The sequence below is a fragment of the Streptomyces sp. NPDC031225 genome (genome assembly GCF_055570355.1).
The window spans coordinates 208,014-225,195 of record NZ_JBVIHJ010000001.1 but is presented as its reverse complement, the minus strand read 5'-3'; the positions used below and the strand labels follow the sequence as shown (position 1 = coordinate 225,195).

At 70.9% G+C, this 17,182-nt stretch carries 17 protein-coding genes; 9 read left to right on the top strand and 8 right to left on the bottom strand.

All coding sequences use genetic code 11. From position 1 onward, the window contains the following. Window positions 1–35: 35 nt before the first annotated feature. The 5 genes from ACZ48Z_RS01050 to ACZ48Z_RS01030 form a co-directional block, all read right to left on the bottom strand. Window positions 36–836, bottom strand: a complete 801-nt coding sequence (locus ACZ48Z_RS01050) for an FAD:protein FMN transferase (RefSeq protein ID WP_468733665.1) — start codon at window positions 834–836, stop codon at window positions 36–38. Beyond that, complete coding sequence (locus ACZ48Z_RS01045) at window positions 829–1,623, bottom strand: FMN-binding protein (protein ID WP_468733664.1); 795 nt, start codon at window positions 1,621–1,623, stop codon at window positions 829–831. The genes ACZ48Z_RS01050 and ACZ48Z_RS01045 overlap by 8 nt, the downstream gene beginning before the upstream one ends. 29 nt (window positions 1,624–1,652) lie before the next feature. Further along, a complete protein-coding gene (locus tag ACZ48Z_RS01040) occupies window positions 1,653–3,035 on the bottom strand; it encodes a ferredoxin reductase family protein (protein ID WP_468733663.1) in 1,383 nt (460 codons plus the stop codon). A 76-nt stretch (window positions 3,036–3,111) separates the two neighbouring features. Continuing rightward, window positions 3,112–3,570, bottom strand: a complete 459-nt coding sequence (locus ACZ48Z_RS01035; protein ID WP_468733662.1) for an FMN-binding protein — start codon at window positions 3,568–3,570, stop codon at window positions 3,112–3,114. 19 nt (window positions 3,571–3,589) lie between these two features. Then, complete coding sequence (locus ACZ48Z_RS01030) at window positions 3,590–4,942, bottom strand: ferredoxin reductase family protein (RefSeq protein ID WP_468733661.1); 1,353 nt, start codon at window positions 4,940–4,942, stop codon at window positions 3,590–3,592. Window positions 4,943–5,092: 150 nt separating this feature from the next. On the opposite strand from ACZ48Z_RS01030, the gene ACZ48Z_RS01025 reads away from it, so the two are divergent. Continuing rightward, the gene (locus ACZ48Z_RS01025) at window positions 5,093–5,833 is read left to right on the top strand and encodes a response regulator transcription factor (protein ID WP_468733660.1); all 741 of its coding nucleotides are present in this window, start codon (window positions 5,093–5,095) and stop codon (window positions 5,831–5,833) included. After that, window positions 5,830–7,272, top strand: a complete 1,443-nt coding sequence (locus ACZ48Z_RS01020) for a sensor histidine kinase (protein ID WP_468733659.1) — start codon at window positions 5,830–5,832, stop codon at window positions 7,270–7,272. The genes ACZ48Z_RS01025 and ACZ48Z_RS01020 overlap by 4 nt, the downstream gene beginning before the upstream one ends. A 30-nt stretch (window positions 7,273–7,302) precedes the next feature. Here ACZ48Z_RS01020 and ACZ48Z_RS01015 read toward each other — a convergent pair whose 3' ends face one another. Together ACZ48Z_RS01015 and ACZ48Z_RS01010 are read right to left on the bottom strand one after the other, a co-directional pair. Then, a complete protein-coding gene (locus ACZ48Z_RS01015; RefSeq protein WP_468733658.1) occupies window positions 7,303–7,890 on the bottom strand; it encodes a pyridoxamine 5'-phosphate oxidase family protein in 588 nt (195 codons plus the stop codon). Between the two features lie 131 nt (window positions 7,891–8,021). After that, window positions 8,022–8,897, bottom strand: coding sequence for a hypothetical protein (locus ACZ48Z_RS01010; RefSeq protein ID WP_468733657.1), 876 nt, complete (start codon window positions 8,895–8,897; stop codon window positions 8,022–8,024). A gap of 197 nt (window positions 8,898–9,094) precedes the next feature. On the opposite strand from ACZ48Z_RS01010, the gene argH reads away from it, so the two are divergent. The 4 genes from argH to ACZ48Z_RS00990 all read left to right on the top strand — a co-directional run bounded on the left by argH (window position 9,095) and on the right by ACZ48Z_RS00990 (window position 13,773). Beyond that, window positions 9,095–10,519 (top strand): argininosuccinate lyase, encoded by a 1,425-nt coding sequence (gene argH / locus ACZ48Z_RS01005; RefSeq protein WP_468733656.1) that lies wholly within the window; start codon window positions 9,095–9,097, stop codon window positions 10,517–10,519. Window positions 10,520–10,647: 128 nt separating this feature from the next. Beyond that, window positions 10,648–11,619 carry an aldo/keto reductase gene (locus tag ACZ48Z_RS01000; protein ID WP_468733655.1) on the top strand — a complete coding sequence of 324 codons (972 nt, stop codon included), beginning with the start codon at window positions 10,648–10,650 and terminating at the stop codon, window positions 11,617–11,619. Between the two features lie 82 nt (window positions 11,620–11,701). Then, window positions 11,702–12,253 carry a TetR/AcrR family transcriptional regulator gene (locus tag ACZ48Z_RS00995; protein ID WP_468733654.1) on the top strand — a complete coding sequence of 184 codons (552 nt, stop codon included), beginning with the start codon at window positions 11,702–11,704 and terminating at the stop codon, window positions 12,251–12,253. Further along, the gene (locus ACZ48Z_RS00990; RefSeq protein WP_468733653.1) at window positions 12,250–13,773 is read left to right on the top strand and encodes an MFS transporter; all 1,524 of its coding nucleotides are present in this window, start codon (window positions 12,250–12,252) and stop codon (window positions 13,771–13,773) included. Before ACZ48Z_RS00995 ends, ACZ48Z_RS00990 begins: the two co-directional genes overlap by 4 nt. Before the next feature lie 54 nt (window positions 13,774–13,827). Here ACZ48Z_RS00990 and ACZ48Z_RS00985 read toward each other — a convergent pair whose 3' ends face one another. Further along, window positions 13,828–14,499, bottom strand: a complete 672-nt coding sequence (locus ACZ48Z_RS00985) for a lysophospholipid acyltransferase family protein (protein WP_328745709.1) — start codon at window positions 14,497–14,499, stop codon at window positions 13,828–13,830. 371 nt (window positions 14,500–14,870) lie between these two features. Between ACZ48Z_RS00985 and ACZ48Z_RS00980 the strand changes: the two genes are divergently transcribed. The 3 genes from ACZ48Z_RS00980 to ACZ48Z_RS00970 all read left to right on the top strand — a co-directional run bounded on the left by ACZ48Z_RS00980 (window position 14,871) and on the right by ACZ48Z_RS00970 (window position 17,167). After that, a complete protein-coding gene (locus tag ACZ48Z_RS00980) occupies window positions 14,871–16,043 on the top strand; it encodes a glycerophosphodiester phosphodiesterase (protein ID WP_468733652.1) in 1,173 nt (390 codons plus the stop codon). 74 nt (window positions 16,044–16,117) lie between these two features. Then, window positions 16,118–16,624 (top strand): sigma-70 family RNA polymerase sigma factor, encoded by a 507-nt coding sequence (locus ACZ48Z_RS00975; protein WP_468733651.1) that lies wholly within the window; start codon window positions 16,118–16,120, stop codon window positions 16,622–16,624. Between the two features lie 45 nt (window positions 16,625–16,669). Continuing rightward, on the top strand, window positions 16,670–17,167 hold the full coding sequence (locus tag ACZ48Z_RS00970) for a GNAT family N-acetyltransferase (protein WP_468733650.1): 498 nt from the start codon (window positions 16,670–16,672) through the stop codon (window positions 17,165–17,167). The last annotated feature ends 15 nt before the right edge of the window (window positions 17,168–17,182 follow it).

Below are 17,182 nucleotides of genomic sequence, written 5' to 3'. Positions count from 1 at the left end.
ATATCGATACAGCCCCGCGCCCCAGGGAGATCCGCTCACCCGAGCCTGGCTGCCAGGCCTCCCGTACACCTGACCTCGTCGCCCGCCGTGATCAGCAGCGCCTCCACGTCCGGCAACGCCTCCAGCCACGCCAGGCCCTCCCGTGAACCCATCGCGAAAGCCGCCGTCGCCCAGCAGTCCGCCCAGGTCACGGTGGGGGCCACCACGGTCACCGCGACCAGGTCCGTGACCGCGGAGCGGCCCGTGCGGGGATCGACGATGTGGGCGCCGCGTTCCGCGGTGCCGGACGTGGCCACCGCCAACTCCGCCGCGCCCGCCGCCGAGACCACCGCCGCCAGGCCGCCAGGCCGCAGGGGGTCCGAGACCCCTACGCGCCACGGGCGTTGCGCGCCGGGTACGCCCAACAGCTGTACGTCCCCGCCGCCGTTGACGCTCACCCCGGTCGCCCCGGCGAGAGCCAGGTGGCGGGCCGCGCGTTCCACCGCCCAGCCCTTGACGATGCCCGTCGGGTCCAGGCGGCCCTCGTAGCGCAAGCTGAACCAGCCGTCGCTCAACCGCTCGGCCTCGGCGCCCAGTTCGAGGACCTCGGCCACCTCCGGGTCGCACTCGGCGACCGTCAGCTCACCGCGGGCCAGGCGGGAGACCTGGCTGTCGTCGCGGTAGGTGCTGAAGACCTCGTTCACGCGGTGCAGTCCCGCCACCGCCTCCCGCAGTGCCGTCTGCACGGCAAGGGGTTCCCCGCCGCGGACGTCGAAGGAGAAGACCGTCCCCATGGTCTCTTCCGCGTGACGCACCGCGGCGGGAGCTTGCGCCGGCTCGGCCACCGTGTCAGCCACCGGTCTGGTCCAGCGCCGACTGCAACGACTTCTTGTAGCCCTCGCTGGTGTACGTGGCCCCGGAGACCGAGTCGATGTCCGCGGAGCCGGCCGCCACGGCCTCCTGGTTGAGCTTGGGGACGGACAGTGCAGTCTTCTGGTCGCTGGTGCCGCCCTTGGGCGCCTGGACCGCCTCGGCCTTGGTGATCTTGCCGCCGCTGACCGTGATCCGGACCTGGACCGGGCCGTACTGGGTCTGCGAGACCGCGCCGGTCACCGTCTTGGCGGCCGCCTCGGCGCTGCCGCCCGCCGACTGCGACGGCTGGGCCGACGGCTGCGCCGGTGCTGCGGGGGCTTCGTTCGCCTTGTCGATCGCCGACTGGAGCGACTTCTTGTAGCCGTCGCTCGTGTAGGTCGCCCCGGACACCGTGTCGACCTGCGGGCTCTGTTTGGCGACGACGTCCTGGTTGAGCTTGGGGACGGACAGTGCCGTCTTCTGGTCGCTGGTGCCGCCCTTGGGCGCCTGCACCGCCTCGGACTTGGTGATCTTGGTGCCGCTGACGGTGATACGGACCTGGACGGGACCGTACTGGGTCTGGACCACGTCGCCGGTGAACGTGCTGCCGGCGGCCGCCCCGGTGCCGCCCTGGGCCGACTCCTGGGCCGCCGAAGTCTGCTGCGGGATCGTTCCGCCCGCCTGGGCGGACGCCGGGTCCGAGGACGGCTTCAGCGACAGCAGCAGCACGACACCGGAGACGGTGGCGGCGGTCGCGAGCACGACTCGACGGACGGGGTGAGACTTCCTCATCGCTTCAACAGCTCCTGGATTCCCGTCGCTCACATCTCGAACGACTCGTGATGGATGCGGCGGGCAGGCACACCCGCGCCGCGCAGTGCTTCGAACACGGACTGCGCGAAACCGTTGGGCCCGCACATGAACACGTCGTGCTCGTCGATGTCGGGGAGCTTGCGCTGCAGGGACTCCGCGGAGATGTCCGGGCGCTCCCCGTCCGGACTGTTCACCGCGTACATCAGCCGGGCGCCGCGCTCGTCCGCGATGGCCGAGAGCTCGTCCCACAGGGCCAGGTCCTGGGTGGTGTTGGCCCGGTACAGGAGGGTGATGTCACCGGCCGCGCCCGGCAGCGTCTCGAACAGGGCCCGCATCGGCGTGATCCCGACACCGCCGGCCACCAGCAGCACCTTGCCGCGGCTGCGGCGCTGGGCGGTCAGGGCGCCGTACGGCCCCTCGGCCCACACCTTGGTGCCGGGCACCAGTTCGCGCAGCCGCTCGCTGTGGTCGCCGATCGCCTTCACCGTGATCCGCAGCATGCCCGGCCGGGGCGCCGCCGACAGTGAGTACGGGTGCGAGCTGAACCGCATACCCGGTGCGAGGAACCGCCAGCGGAAGAACTGGCCCGCCTCCGCGCCCATCCGGTGCAGCTTGCGCCCGCCGATCAGCACCGACACCACACCCGGGGTCTCCTCGACGACGGCCTCGACATACATCCGGTGGCGCAGGTTCAGCCGGATCGGCGTGAGGATCCGGTACCAGACGACCAGTGCGGTGACCGACCCGTACAGGGCGTACCAGACGGTCTTGGCGACCGGCTCGACCGCGAAGTCGTTGCCCGTGGTCAGCTGGTGCCAGAAGGTCAGGAAGACCGCCGCGTACGTCAGCAGGTGCACGTGGTACCAGGTGTCGTACGGAATCCTGCGGCGCACTCCGCCGATCGACATCAGCCCGATCACGAACAGCAGACCGGTGCCGATGGCCGCCTTGCCCATGTCGGGCAGCTGGTTGATGGAGTCCATCGTCTGCTGGACGATGTCGCCGAGGCCCTTGCCTGCCTGGAGGGCGTAGCCCCACATGATCAGGAAGACGTGGGCGACGACCAGGCAGAGCGTGTAGCGGCCGGTCATCGCGTGCCAGCGGGCGACGCGGTCGGAGCCGACCCGGCGTTCCAGCGCGGGCACCCGGGCCATCTGGAGCACCACGAGCGCCATCAGGTACCCGGCCAGCAGACCGGTGATCCGGCCCGCGTTGAGGATCTTGCTGTTGTCGTCGGCCACGGACGGCGTGTTGTGCCACCACAGCCACAGCACACCGACCGCCCCGGCCCATACGGCGAGCAGCAGGACGGTCGCCGGGGAACGGCGCGGGCGGATGCGGCGCATCGTCTGGCGACGGGCGGCGCGGCCGCCTGCGAGCGTCGTGGTCACGTTTCCTCCGGGGACGGGAGCGAGGGGGTCGTCGTGGTCCCTCGGTCCTCAGATACGTGCCGTGACGCCAGTGTGTTCAGCTGCGAGCGGAGTCCAGTGCGGACTGGAGTGACTGGCGGTAACCGTCGCTCGTGTAGGTGGCCCCCGAGACCGTGTCGATGTCCGCGCTCTGGGCCTGGAGGGCCTCGCTGCGCAGCCGCGGGATCGCGTAGCTGTTGATCTCCTGGTCCCGCGGGTTGTCCGACGGGTAGGTGACCGCCTCGACCTCGGTGAGCCTGCTGTTCTTGATCGTGATGCGGACCTGGACCGGCCCCCAGCGGGTCTGGATGGTGTCGCCGGTGACGGTCTTCGTGCCGGTCGTGGCCGACGCGGAGCCGCTCGACGCGCTCGAACTGCTCGTGGGCGCGGGCAGCGCCAGGGCGGCCGCCGGTGACGCGTGCGGCTTCAGCGACAGCAGCATCACCATCCCGGAGACGGTGGCCGCGCTCGCCAGGACGATCCGGCGCAGCGGGCGGTTCTTCTTCAACGCGTGCACTTCTACGGCCTCCCGGCTCTCAGAGTTCGAACGACTCGTGGTGGATCCGGCGGTCCGGGACACCGGCGCCGCGCAGCTCCTCGTACAGGTCCTGGGCGAAGCCGTGCGGACCGCAGATGTAGACGTCGTGTCCTGCCAGGTCGGGGACGACCGCCCGCAGCGAGGCGGCGGTGATGCTCGGCCGCCGCCCGTCGGGCCCGTTGAGCGCGTAGTGCACCGTCGCCCCGCGCCACCGCGCGACGGCCTCCAACTCCCCGCCCAGCGCGAGGTCCTGTACCGTGCGCGCCCGGTACAGGAGGGTCACGTCTCCCGGCAGCGTCTCGAACAGCGCCCGCAGCGGGGTGATACCGACCCCGCCCCCGATCAGGAGCGCCTTCGGCGAGGTCCGCCGGTCCCCGGTCAGCGAGCCGTACGGCCCCTCCGCCCACACCCGTGTGCCCGGCCGCAGCGACGCCACGGCCGCACTGTGGTCACCGAGCGCCTTGACCGTGATCCGCATACGGTCCGAACGGGGCGGTGCCGAAAGGGAGTACGGCGTGGACGTCCAGCGCAGACCCTCGGCGAGGAACCGCCAGCGGAAGAACTGCCCAGCCTGCGCACCGAGTCGGTCCAGGTCCCGCCCTGCCACGACGACGGACCACACGCCCCGCGCCTCCTGGTGCACCGACTCCACCCGCAGCCGGTGCCGCAGGTTCAGCCGCACCGGGGCGAGGATCCGGAACCACAGCACCAGGGCCGCCACACCCAGATACAGCGTGTACCAGGCTGCCGTGGCCACGGCGTTGCCGTTGAGGTCGTTGCCGAGGGCCAGTTGGTGGCCGAAGGCGAGGAACACGGCGGCGTACGTGAGGAGATGGACGTAGTACCAGAACTCGTGGCCGGTACGGCGGCGCACCGCACGCGCGGAGGTGACCCCGACCGCGAGGAGGATCACCGTGCCGGCGGTCGCCTTGAGCATGTCGGGGTAGTCCAGGACCACCGTGACCGTCTCGTGCCACAGCGACGCGCTGTCCTGGGCGGCGTAGCCGGTGAGGATCAGCGCGATGTGCGCGAGCAGCAGACAGACGGTGTAGCGGCCCGCCATCGCGTGCCAGCGCGCCACCCGGTCCGAGCCGACCCGCCGCTCCAGCAGCGGAACCCGCGCCATCAGGCCCACCAGCACCGCGCAGGAGTACCCGCACAGCAGCCCGGCGATCCGCCCGGCCCCGGTCAGCCACCCCGCCGCACCGACCACCGAACCGGTGTCCGCCCACCACAGGGCGATCACGGCCGCGGCCCCGGCCCACAGCAGGGCCAGCACGGCGCCCGCGGGGGAGCGTCGCGCGGCCGGCGCCACGGCCGGTGCGGCCCGTCGCTCGTACACGGTGGTCATGGATGCGTCCTTTCGCCTGTCCGGGACACAACTGTGCGAGGGGAACCTCTCAGGAACCTCTGAAACGGCCTCCCGCAGAGCGCACTCAGAGGAAACTCAGAGCTTCCGGTGGCCCCCGGCACCCCCGCCAGGGGTGATGCTGGGAAGGACATGAACACAGCCCGCTCCGGCCGCCCCGCCCTCACCCGCCCCGACGGCACCCCGCTGCGCGTCCTCGTCGTCGACGACGACCCCGACCTCGCCGAGGTCCTCTCCGGTGCCCTGCGCTACGAGGGCTGGCAGGTCCGCACGGCCGGCGACGGCGCCTCGGCGGTGGCCGCGGCCCGGGAGCTGCTGCCCGACGCCGTCGTCCTCGACGTGATGCTCCCCGACACCGACGGCTTCACCGTCCTGCGCACCCTGCACACCGTGAAGTCCGACGTCTGCGTGCTCTTCCTGACCGCCAGGGACGCCGTCGAGGACCGCATCAAGGGCATCACGGCGGGCGGCGACGACTACGTCACCAAGCCGTTCAGCCTGGAGGAGGTCATCGCCCGGCTGCGCGGACTGCTGCGCCGCGCGGGCATGGCCCGGCAGCTCGACGAGGGCCCGCGGCTGACCGTCGGAGACCTGGTCATGGACGAGGAGGCCCGCGAGGTCACCCGCGGCGGTGAGCTGGTCGAACTGTCCCCGACCGAGTTCGAGCTGCTGCGCTTCCTCATGCGCAACCCGCGCCGCGTGCTCAGCAAGACCCAGATCCTCGACCGGGTGTGGTCCTACGACTTCGGGGGCCGCGCCCATGTCGTGGAGCTGTACATCTCGTATCTGCGCAAGAAGGTGGACGCGGGCCGCGAACCGATGATCCACACCGTGCGCGGGGCGGGATACGTGATCAAGCCGGTGACGCCGTGAGGGACCTGCGGCCGCACACCCTGCGGGCCCGGCTCACCCTCGGCCTCGTGGTGCTGCTCGCGGTCAGCTGCGCGGCGGTCGGGCTGGCCGCCGTACTGGAGCTGAACGGCTTTCTCACCAGCCGGCTCGACGAGCAGCTGTCCGAAGCCGGCAACAGGTTCGCGATCAGCCTGGAACACAAGGGGCAGCCCCAGAAGGACGACCACGACGGCGACGAGCACGGCGACACTCGCCGCCAGTCCGCGGGCACGTTCGGCGCCCGGCTGGTGGGCGGCACCATCACCAACGCGGCGGTGGTCCGCTCCAACGGCACCCTGAACGTCGACCTCAGCGCCGACGACCGCAGGCGGCTCGCCGCGGTCCCCGTCGACGGCCGGGGTCGCAGCGTCGAACTCTCCGCCCTGGAGAGCTACCGGGTGAGCGCCTCCCGGGGGGTGGACGGGGACGTCCTGATCACCGGCCTGCCCCTGGAACCCGTCGAAGCCGCCGTCCACCGCCTCGAACTGGTCGCCGGAATCGTCCTCGCCGCCGCCCTCACGGCGGCCGGTGTCGCGGGCGCCCTGTGGGTGCGCTGGTCCCTGCGGCCGCTCAGCCGGGTCGCCGCGACCGCCACCCGGGTCAGCGAACTCCCGCTGGCCAGCGGGGAGGTGGCCCTGCCGCCCCGCGCCCCGGAGTCCGACCCGCGCAGCGAGGTGGGGCGGGTCGCCGGAGCGTTCAACCGGATGCTCGGCCACGTGGAGGACGCCCTCACCAAGCGCCACGCCAGCGAGGAACGGCTGCGCAGCTTCGCCGCCGACGCCAGCCACGAACTGCGCACCCCGGTCGCCTCCGTACGCGGCCACGCCGAACTCGCCCTGCTGCACCCCGGCCCGGTCCCACCCGAGGTGACCCGCTCCCTGGAACGCATCGCCGCCGAGTCGACCCGCATGGGCGCGATGGTCGACGACCTCCTCCTGCTGGCCCGCCTGGACGCGGGCCGCCCGCTGGAGTCCAGGCCCGTCGACCTCACCCGGCTGGTCCTGGACGCGGTGACGGACGCGAGGGTCTCGGGCCCCGGCCACCGCTGGTCCCTGGACCTCCCCGAGGATCCCGTGACGGTGACGGGCGACGAGCACCGCCTCCATCAGGTGGTGTCCAACCTGCTGGCCAACGCCCGGCTGCACACACCCGGCGGCACCAAGGTCACGGTGACCCTGGAGAGCGACGGCAAGGTAACCACCCTGAAGGTCCAGGACGACGGCCCCGGCATTCCCGAGGACATCCAGCCGGGCGTCTTCGAACGCTTCACCCGGGCCGACCGCCGCACCAAGGCGGAGACAGGCGGCGCGGGCCTCGGCCTGTCGATCGTGGCGGCGGTGGTGGAGGCACACGGGGGAGGCGTGGCGATGGAGAGCAGGCCGGGATCGACCACCTTCACCGTCCGGATCACCGGCGGGTGACCACGGCAACGGCGGGTGCGTCCGTACGGCTCAGACCGTGGAGGGCGGCAGTGGCAACGGCAGCCCGGGCAGTCCGTCCAGACTCGTCGCGATGTGGTCCTTCTTCGCGAAGTACTCGCTCAGCGACTCGTCGTCCTCGCGCGCGAACCGTCTGCCGTGCAGCTCCCGGTCGCTCTCGTAGGTCATGTACGGCACGGCGTAACCGCAGGAGTCGCGGATCAGTTCGGCCGTCACGACGATGATCGCCCGCAGTCCGTGGTCCGTCGGGTCGATGTCGGGGAAGTGGGAGAGCAGTTCCCGGAAGCGCGGGTCGTCCCGGAAGACCGGTTCGCCGCGCCCGTGCACCCGGACGATGTTCGGCGGCCCCTGGAACGCGCACCACATGAGCGTGATCCGGCCGTTCTCCCGCAGATGGGCGACCGTCTCGGCGTTGGAGCCTGCGAAGTCGAGGTAGGCGAGGGTGAGTTCGTCGAGGATGGCGAAGGAGCCGCGCAGGCCTTTGGGGGAGAGGTTGACCGTGCCGTCGCCCGACAGGGGAGCGGACGCGGTGAAGAAGAGAGGCTGTGCCTCGATGAACGTGCGGAGCCGGCCGTCTATGCGCTCATAAGTCTTTCCCATGTCTAACGATTATGGGTGCAAGCCTTTCGCCTGTCTAAGGAATTCGGGTGTCCGCCTGAGCCGAAGCTCGGGCAGACGCCCGTGGCCGCCCCGGCCGGCGCTCACTCGGGGCGGCCACAGCGCCTGTCACGTCACTTGGTGAGCGTGCAGGCGGCCAGGGAGTCGAGGCCCTGCGGCTTGGCGGCGGTGCGGCCGATGGAGATGGCGATGCGGTCGATGGTCGACTTCCGCTTGTCGGCCAGCGGGCCGAGGATCGCGTTCTGGACGAAGTTGGCGCCGCCCTGGCCGACCGTGTCGACGAGTCGCTTGTTCGCCTCGGCGATCTGGGTGTTCAGCAGCGTCAGGTTGCGGGTGACCTCCGCCTGGGCGGTGGCGGGGATCGCGGGCAGCTTCGAGGCCACGTCCGGGCACGCGATCGTGCCGGCGGCGGTCGCGGCGTTGCCCCCGGCGTTGGCGTTGGCATTGGCTCCGCCGTTGGCGTTGCTGTTGCCCGCGTTGGCGTTCCCATTACCCGTGTTGGCGTTGCCGCCCGCGTTGCCGGTGTTGGCGCCGGCCGCGCCCGCGCCGTTCAGCGTGCACGGCGCGAGCGCGTCCAGGCCGGTCGGCTTGGCCGCCGTACGGCCGATCGCCGTGGCGATGCGGTTGACCGTGGCGACACGCTTGTCCTTCAGCGGGCCGAGGATGGCGTTGTTGACGAAGTTCGGGCCGCCCTGGCCGACGGTGTCGACGAGTCGCTTGTTGGCCTCGGCGATCTGGGTGTTCAGCAGCGTCAGGTTGCGGGTGACCTCTGCCTGGGCGGTGGCGGGGATCGCGGGCAGCTTCGAGGCCACGTCCGGGCACGTGATCGTGCCGGCGGCGGCGAGGGTGCGGGCGGTGGTGCTGCTGCTCTTGGGGGTCTCCCCGGCGAGGGCGGTACCGGCCACGATGGCCCCGGTCAGTGCCACGGCGGCGGCGCCGCCGATGATCGCCACGCGGCGCTGGTTGTACTTCGGAAGAGCCCTGGACATGCGGATGCCTCACTCGGGGGTCGGGAGTGGTCTTCGTTTACAAACGCGGCGCCTGCGTTCGGCGAGGAATACGGGCAAGCGGTTTCCGGTGTTCAAAGGGAGCTCAAAATCTCTGCCGCCCGGCCCGGATTGACGAATCATGCAGGACTCTGCATAATCATGCATAAGGTTGAGTGCAGCGGTGAGGAGCTACGCAAGTGAGCAGCAACAGCGGTGACGTCCGGCTCTGGGGCGGTCGTTTCGCCGACGGTCCCGCCGAGGCCCTGGCCAAGCTGTCCGCGTCCGTCCACTTCGACTGGCGGCTCGCGCCGTACGACATCGCCGGTTCGCGTGCCCACGCGCGTGTGCTGCACAAGGCGGGGCTCCTGAGCGAGGACGAGCTCCAGCGCATGCATGCCGGGCTCGACGAACTCGAAGCGGATGTGGCCGACGGCTCCTTCGTGGGCACGATCGCCGACGAGGACTGCCACACGGCCCTGGAGCGGGGCCTGCTGGAGCGCGTCGGCCCCGACCTCGGCGGCAAGCTTCGCGCCGGGCGCTCCCGCAATGACCAGATCGCGACCCTCTTCCGGATGTACTTGCGGGACCACGCCCGGATCATCGGCGGCCTGATCGCCGAACTCCAGGACGCCCTGGTCGGGCTGGCGGAGGCGCACCCGGACGTGGCGATGCCCGGCCGCACCCACCTCCAGCACGCCCAGCCGGTCCTGTTCGCCCACCACGTCCTGGCCCACGTCCAGTCCCTGTCCCGGGACGCGGAGCGGCTGCGCCAGTGGGACGAGCGCACGGCCGTCTCGCCGTACGGCTCGGGTGCCCTGGCCGGCAGCAGCCTCGGCCTGGACCCGGAGGCGGTGGCGAAGGACCTGGGCTTCGAGCGCGGCAGCGTCGGCAACTCCATCGACGGCACGGCCTCCCGTGACTTCGTCGCCGAGTTCGCCTTCATCACCGCGATGATCGGGGTGAACCTCTCCCGGATCGCCGAGGAGATCATCATCTGGAACACGAAGGAGTTCTCCTTCGTGACCCTGCACGACGCGTTCTCGACCGGCTCGTCGATCATGCCGCAGAAGAAGAACCCGGACATCGCGGAGCTGGCGCGCGGCAAGAGCGGCCGGCTCATCGGCAACCTGACGGGCCTGATGGCGACGTTGAAGGCGCTGCCCCTCGCCTACAACCGCGACCTCCAGGAGGACAAGGAGCCGGTCTTCGACTCCTGCGACCAGCTGGAGGTCCTGCTCCCCGCCTTCACCGGCATGATGGCCACCCTCACGGTCCACCGTGACCGCATGGAGGAACTGGCCCCGGCCGGCTTCTCCCTCGCCACCGACATCGCCGAGTGGCTGGTCAGGCAGGGCGTCCCCTTCCGCGTGGCCCACGAGGTCGCCGGCGAGTGCGTCAAGGCGGCGGAGGCCGAGGGCAAGGAACTCGCCGACCTGACGGACGACCAGTTCGCCAAGATCTCCGCCCATCTGACCCCGGAGGTCCGCACGGTCCTCAACGTCCCGGGCGCCCTGGCCTCCCGCAACGCCAGGGGTGGCACGGCGCCCAGCGCGGTGGCGGTCCAGCTGGCAGAGGTGAAGGCGGACGTGGCTGCTCAACACCAGTGGGCCGAGCGCCTTTAGGGGCGCGGGGCTGTATCGATTTGCGGCTCCGCCGCGTGGGCGCGAGCAACCGCAACGCTCCTGCACTCGCCGAAGCACCGTACAAGCAATCCCCTGAAGCGAAGGGCATCCCGAGTTACGTTGTCGGCATGCCCTTCGCCCGCCTTGCCACCGCCACCACCCCCACCAGCCACCTCGGCCTCGGCCTGGCCGCAGTGGGCCGCCCCGGCTACATCAACCTCGGCCGGGACGAGGACCTCGGTGCGGACCGCAGCGTGGACGCGCTCCGCACCCGCACCCATGAACTCCTCGACGCCGCCTACTTCCAGGGCGTCCGCTACTTCGACGTGGCCCGCTCCTACGGCCGCTCCGAGGAGTTCCTCGCGGACTGGCTCACCGGGAACCCCGGCGTCGACGACGTGGTGATCGGCAGCAAGTGGGGCTACACGTACACCGCGGGCTGGACCACCGACGCCGAACACCACGAGGTCAAGGACCACAGCCTCCGGACGTACGACCGCCAGCGCGCCGAGACCGCCGAACTGCTCGGCGACCGCCTCGACCTCTACCAGATCCACTCGGTGACCCCGGACAGCCCGGCCCTCACCGACAAGGAACTCCATGCGAGGCTCGCGGAAGCGGCCGCCCAGGGCACCACCATCGGCTTCTCGACCAGCGGTCCCGCCCAGGCCGACGCCATCCGCACCGCCCTCGCCGTGACGGTCGACGGCGAGCCCCTCTTCCGTACGGTCCAGTCGACGTACAACGCCCTGGAGACCTCGGCCGCGCCCGCCCTCGCCGAGGCCCATGACGCCGGCCTCACGGTGATCGTCAAGGAGGGCATGGCCAACGGCAGGCTCGCCGGGCCGCACGCCCCGGACGCCCTGAAGGCCGTGGCGCAGGAGACGTCCCTGGGGTGCGACGCGGTGGCCCTCGCGCTGGTCCTGAGGCAGCCCTGGGCCGGAGTCGTCCTCTCCGGGGCCGCCACCGCCAACCAGCTCGCGTCCAATCTGCACGCTGCCGCCGTGGACCTGGACGACGACCAGCTGGCCCGCCTCGCCGGACTGGCGGAGGAGCCGCAGGCGTACTGGGGGCGGCGCGGTCGGCTGCCCTGGCACTGACGAAAGCCCTGACGACAGTCACCCGTGAGACGTGCGCGCCCAGAATGAGACATCACTGTCTCATGTGGTTTATGGTTGTCTCATGGCTGTCGATCGTGACCACGTGCTGCGCAGTGCCGCGGCCCTGCTGACCCGCCGTTCCACCGCGACCATGGACGAGGTCGCCAGGTCCGCCGGCATCAGCCGGGCCACCCTGCACCGCCACTTCGCCGGACGCGACACGCTCGTACGGGCACTGGAAGCGCTCGGCATCGAGGAGTGCGAGGCCGCGCTCGACACCGCCCGCCTGGACGAGGGGCCGGCGAGCGACGCCGTACGGCGTCTGGTCCGCGCGGCCGAGCCCGCGGCCGGACTCCTCGCCTTCCTGTACACGGAGAACCAGCTGTTCGAGGGCGAGGAGCAGCACGAGGGCTGGGGCCGGATCGACGCCCGCATCTCCGCACTGTTCCGGCGCGGTCAGGACAACGGCGAGTTCCGCATCGACCTCACGCCCGCCTGGCTCACCGAGGCCCTGTTCGGTCTGCTCGCCTCTGCCGTCTGGATGCTCCAGAGCGGCAAGGGCGCCCCCAAGGACTTCCATCACATGACCGTCGAGCTGCTGCTCGGCGGAGCACTACGGAGAGAGGAATCATGACCAGCACCCTGCAGCCGGCGGCCACGACCGAGGCGGTGCAGCGACCCGGCCGATGGCTCGCGCTGTCCGTCCTGGTGCTCGCCGTGCTGCTGGTGGCCGTCGACGCGACCGTCCTCGGCCTGGCGACCCCGTACATCAGCGAGGACCTCCGGCCGACCGGCACCCAGCTCCTGTGGATCGGTGACGTCTACTCGTTCGTCATCGCGGGTCTGCTGGTGTCGATGGGCAGTCTCGGCGACCGCATCGGCCGCAAGCGGATCCTGCTCGTCGGCGCGACGGCGTTCGGCGCCGTCTCGGTGCTCAACGCCTATGCGACGACACCGGAGTTGATGATCCTGGCGCGGGCGCTGCTCGGCGTCGCCGGAGCGACCCTCATGCCCGCCACGCTGGCCCTGATCCGCAACCTCTTCCACGACCCGCGCGAGCGCAGCCTCGCCGTCGGCATCTGGGGCGCGACCGCCTCCGCCGGTACGGCGGTCGGCCCCATCGTCGGCGGGTTCCTCCTCGAACACTTCTGGTGGGGCTCGGTCTTCCTGATCAACCTGCCGGTGATGGCGGTCCTCGTCCTCGTCGGCATCAAGCTGCTCCCCGAGTCCCGCAACCCGAACCCGGGACCCTGGGACCTGAGCAGCGTCGTGCTTTCGCTGGTGGGCGTGATCGCAGTGGTCTACGCCGTCAAGGAGTTCGCCGCACACGGCGTCACCTGGGAGCCGCTCGCCGCGGGCGCCCTGGGCGGGGCGGCCCTGTACGCCTTCGTGCGCCGCCAGCTCACCCTGCCTGCCCCTCTTCTGGACATGCGCCTCTTCCGCAACCGCGGCTTCAGCGGCGCCGTCCTGGCCGACCTGCTGACCGTCCTCGGCCTGTCGGGCCTCGTCTTCTTCCTCTCCCAGTACCTGCAACTCGTGCAGGGCAGGCGGCCGTTGGAGGCAGGTCTGGCCGAACTACCGGCGGCGGTGGGCGCGGTGGTGGCGGGCCTGGTCGCGGGCACGGTGGCCCGCCGCTACTCGGTACGCGCGGTGGTCGCCGGAGGCCTGGCCGCCATCGGCCTGGCACTGGCATCCCTGACCCTGCTCGACCGGTCCACGGGCTACCCGATGCTGGGGGCCGCCCTGCTGGTCGTGGGCGTGGGCGCCGGCTTCTCGTTCACCGTGACCGCGGACGTCATCCTGTCGAGCGTTCCGAAGGAACAGGCGGGCGCGGCGTCGGCGGTCTCGGAGACGGCGTACGAACTGGGCGCGGCCCTGGGCATCGCCGTACTGGGCTCGATCGTGACGGGTGTCTACCGGGGCTTCGCGGCCCCGGCCGGAACCCCGGCAGGGGCACACGAGTCACTGGGCGGCGCGGTCGAGGCGGCGTCCGGGATGCCGACGGACACAGCTCAGGAACTGCTGGCGTCGGCCCGGGAGGCTTTTGTGGACGGTCTCGCCATCGCGGCGGGCGCAGGAGCGGTGGTCCTGCTGGCGACGGCGGTTGCGGCCTGGTTCATGCTGAAGAACCAACGGTTGGAAAGCCGCAGTTAGGGGGGCGGGGAACGGTTCGAGAGGCCCCACGTACCCGCACCCGACGACGAACCCCTACGCGGCCTTCGCCTTGGTGGCGTACATGTCCACGTACTCCTGCCCGGACAGCCGCATGACCTCGGTCATCACGGAGTCCGTCACCGCGCGCAGGACATAGCGGTCGCGGCCCATCCCGTCGTACCGGGAGAACTCCATCGCCTCACCGAAGCGCACGGTGACCCGCCCGGGACGGGGCATCCCCGCACCCCCCGGCTGCAGCTTGTCCGTGCCGATCATGGCGAAGGGAACCACCGGGGCCCCCGTCATCAGCGTGAGCCGCGCGATCCCGGTACGGCCCCGGTACAGCCGGCCGTCGGGCGACCGGGTCCCCTCGGGGTAGATCCCGAAGACCTTGCCCTCCTCGAGGACGCGCCGCCCGGTCATCAGCGCGGCGACACCGCCGCGTCCGCCGTCGCGGTCGACGGGGATCATGCCGACGCCGGTGAAGAACCACGCCATCAGCCGGCCCTTGAGGCTCTTCCCGGTGACGTACTCGTCCTTGCCGATGAAGAACACCTGCCGGTCGCACACCAGCGGAAGGATCATCGAGTCGATGAAGGTCAGGTGGTTGCCGGCCAGGATCACCGGACCGTCACCCGGGATGTGCTCCACGCCCTCCACCTGGGGGCGGAACATCAGGCGCATGATCGGTCCGAGCACTGCCTTGATGAGCACGAAGCGGGACAACGAGCCCTCCGGTGTCAAGAGAACGGCCAGGGAAACTGTATGAGTCTGTGCAGGTGAGGACATTACTCGCGGCTCGGGTGGTCGTGCACATCGAGCACCCGGGGTTCACCGAGGTCTTACGCATTGTTGACGCTCGTTTACCTGCGGCGCATTCCCGCCGCGTGCCGGAAACCCGGGCGGAACGATGTGACGGACGTCGCCCCGACCGTCGCGTACCCCGGCCACACGCCCTGAAGCCGACGAGTCGTCAGACATCTGTTCCCATGCGACATCCCACGTCACCCGCGTGTTCCGCCGCAGGTCTCCCTTCCGTCATGCACACGGACCTACGATCGGCGCGCACTGAAGAGGCGACGGCAGGAGGAGTCCTCATGGGAACGCAGGACGAGCAGACGGGTGGCACCGGGCGACGGGCGCTCCTCGGGGCCGCGGTGCTCGGCGCCGGGGGAGCGGTCCTCGGGCTGTCCGGCACGGCGAGAGCCGCCGGGCCGGCCGGATCCGCCGGCTCCGGGAAGGGCGGGCTGAAGAGCCTGCCCGTGCCGACGATCATCGGCCACCGGGGCGCCAGCGGCTACCGTCCCGAGCACACCTTCGGTTCCTACGAACTCGCCCTCGACCTGGGCGCCGACGTGGTCGAGGCCGGCGACCTCGTCCCCACCAGGGACGGTCACCTCGTCTGCCGTCACGAGCCGGAGATCGGCGGCACCACGGACGTCGCGGACCACCCGGAGTTCGCCGGCCGCAGGACCACGAAGGTCCTCGACGGGGTGTCCACCACCGGCTGGTTCACCGAGGACTTCACCCTCGCCGAGCTCAAGACGCTGCGCGCGATCGAACGCATCCCGGCCAACCGCCCGCACAACACGCTCTACAACGGCCGCTGGGAGATCCCCACTTTCGAGGAAGTCCTGAAGTGGCAGGACGAGCAGACCCGCAAGCGGGGCAAGCAGGTCTGGATCTACCCCGAGACCAAGCACCCCACCTACTTCCGCAAGCTGGGCCTCGGTCTGGAGGAGCGGGTCGCCAAGCTCTTGCACAAGCACCGCAAGGACAGGCGGAACTCCCCGGTCATCCTCCAGTCCTTCGAGCCGACCAGCATCCAGCGCCTGAACAAACTGGTCGACAACCCCCTGGTCGTGCTTCTGTCCGCCGCGAACACCCGCCCCTGGGACTTCGTCGAGACGGGCGACCCGCGCACCGTAGCCGACCTGATCGCCCCCAAGGGCCTCAGGGAGATCGCCGGTTACGCCCAGGGCATCGGCCCGACCCTCGACCTGGTCATCACCAAGAAGGCGGACGGCAGCCTCGACAAGGAGACGACCCTGGTCGCCGACGCGCACAAGGTCGGGCTGGTCCTGCACCCCTACACCATGCGCAACGAGAACCCGTTCCTGCCCGCGGAGTACCGCAGGGGCACGGACGCGGACGCCTACGGAGACGCCTTCGGCGCCTTCGGGAGGTACTTCGCCACCGGCATCGACGGCGTCTTCACCGACAACGCCGACACCGGCGTCCTGGCCCGCGCGGACTTCGTCAACGGCTGAGCCACCGGCCCCGGATGGGGTGACTTCCGGCCGTCCGGGCAACCCGCAGCCCGGACGGCCGTGTCGTACCGCATATGACGCACGACTTGGTCACCACCCTGCGCCCACTGCTCACGGCCGAGGCCTCCGCCGAGGCACATGCCACCGGTACGGAACCGGGCGATCTGGAACAGGCGGTCTGGCTCCGCCTCCTGGAGCACCTGGAGACCCAGGGCCCGCCCCTCGACCCGCCCGGCTGGCTCCGCCGCGCCGTCCGGTCGGAGTCCCGCCGACACCGTCGTACCGCCCGCTTCGAACGGCCCTACGGCACCGAACCCGCGGCCGACGGCGACCACACGCCCGAACAGCTCACCCTCGCCGCGGCCCGCCGCCGGGCTGTGCACGACGCGGTGCGCCGGCTGCCCGGCCGGTGCCCTTCCCTCATGGCCGCTCTCCTGTCCCCGAGAGACCTCACCTACCGGGAGATCGCGGGCGAGTTGGGTATCTCACAGGGCAGTCTCGGTCCGGAACGTTCCAGATGCCTGGGATGTCTTCGCAGATTGCTCACACCGGAGGTTGCGACACGCCGTGCGCGGGGATAGGAGTGGGGGACAACAGGCGATCAGGTGAGCGGGAGGCGTGCGCACATGGGCATGAGCGTGACCATCTCTGCGGCGGCCGTGCAGGACGCGGAGCAGATCTTCAGGCTGCAGTACCTGTGCTTCCAGAGTGAGGCGGCGCTGTACGGCAACTACCGCATCGATCCGCTCGTCCAGAGCCTCGACTCGGTCCGTGCGGAGGTGGTCTCGGACTGCGTGTTCGTGGCCCGCCTGGGCGACGAGGTGGTCGGCTCGGTCCGCGGCCATGTCACCGAGGACGGCTCGGCCGCCATCGGCAAACTCTGCGTCCACCCCCGCCTCCAGGGCCACGGGATCGGTGCGAGGCTCCTCCGGGCGGCGGAAGCGGCTCTGGCGGACGAGCGCGGTGCGACGAGTTTCCGCCTCCACACCGGCCACCGCAGCGAGGGCAACCTCCGCCTCTACCGCAGGGTCGGCTACCAGACGGTGGGCACGTCGCAGGGCGCGGACGGCGTCCCGATGATCGTCCTGGAGAAGCCGGCAGGGGCATACGCGGCCACCGCATGAGTTCTTAGGGGCGCG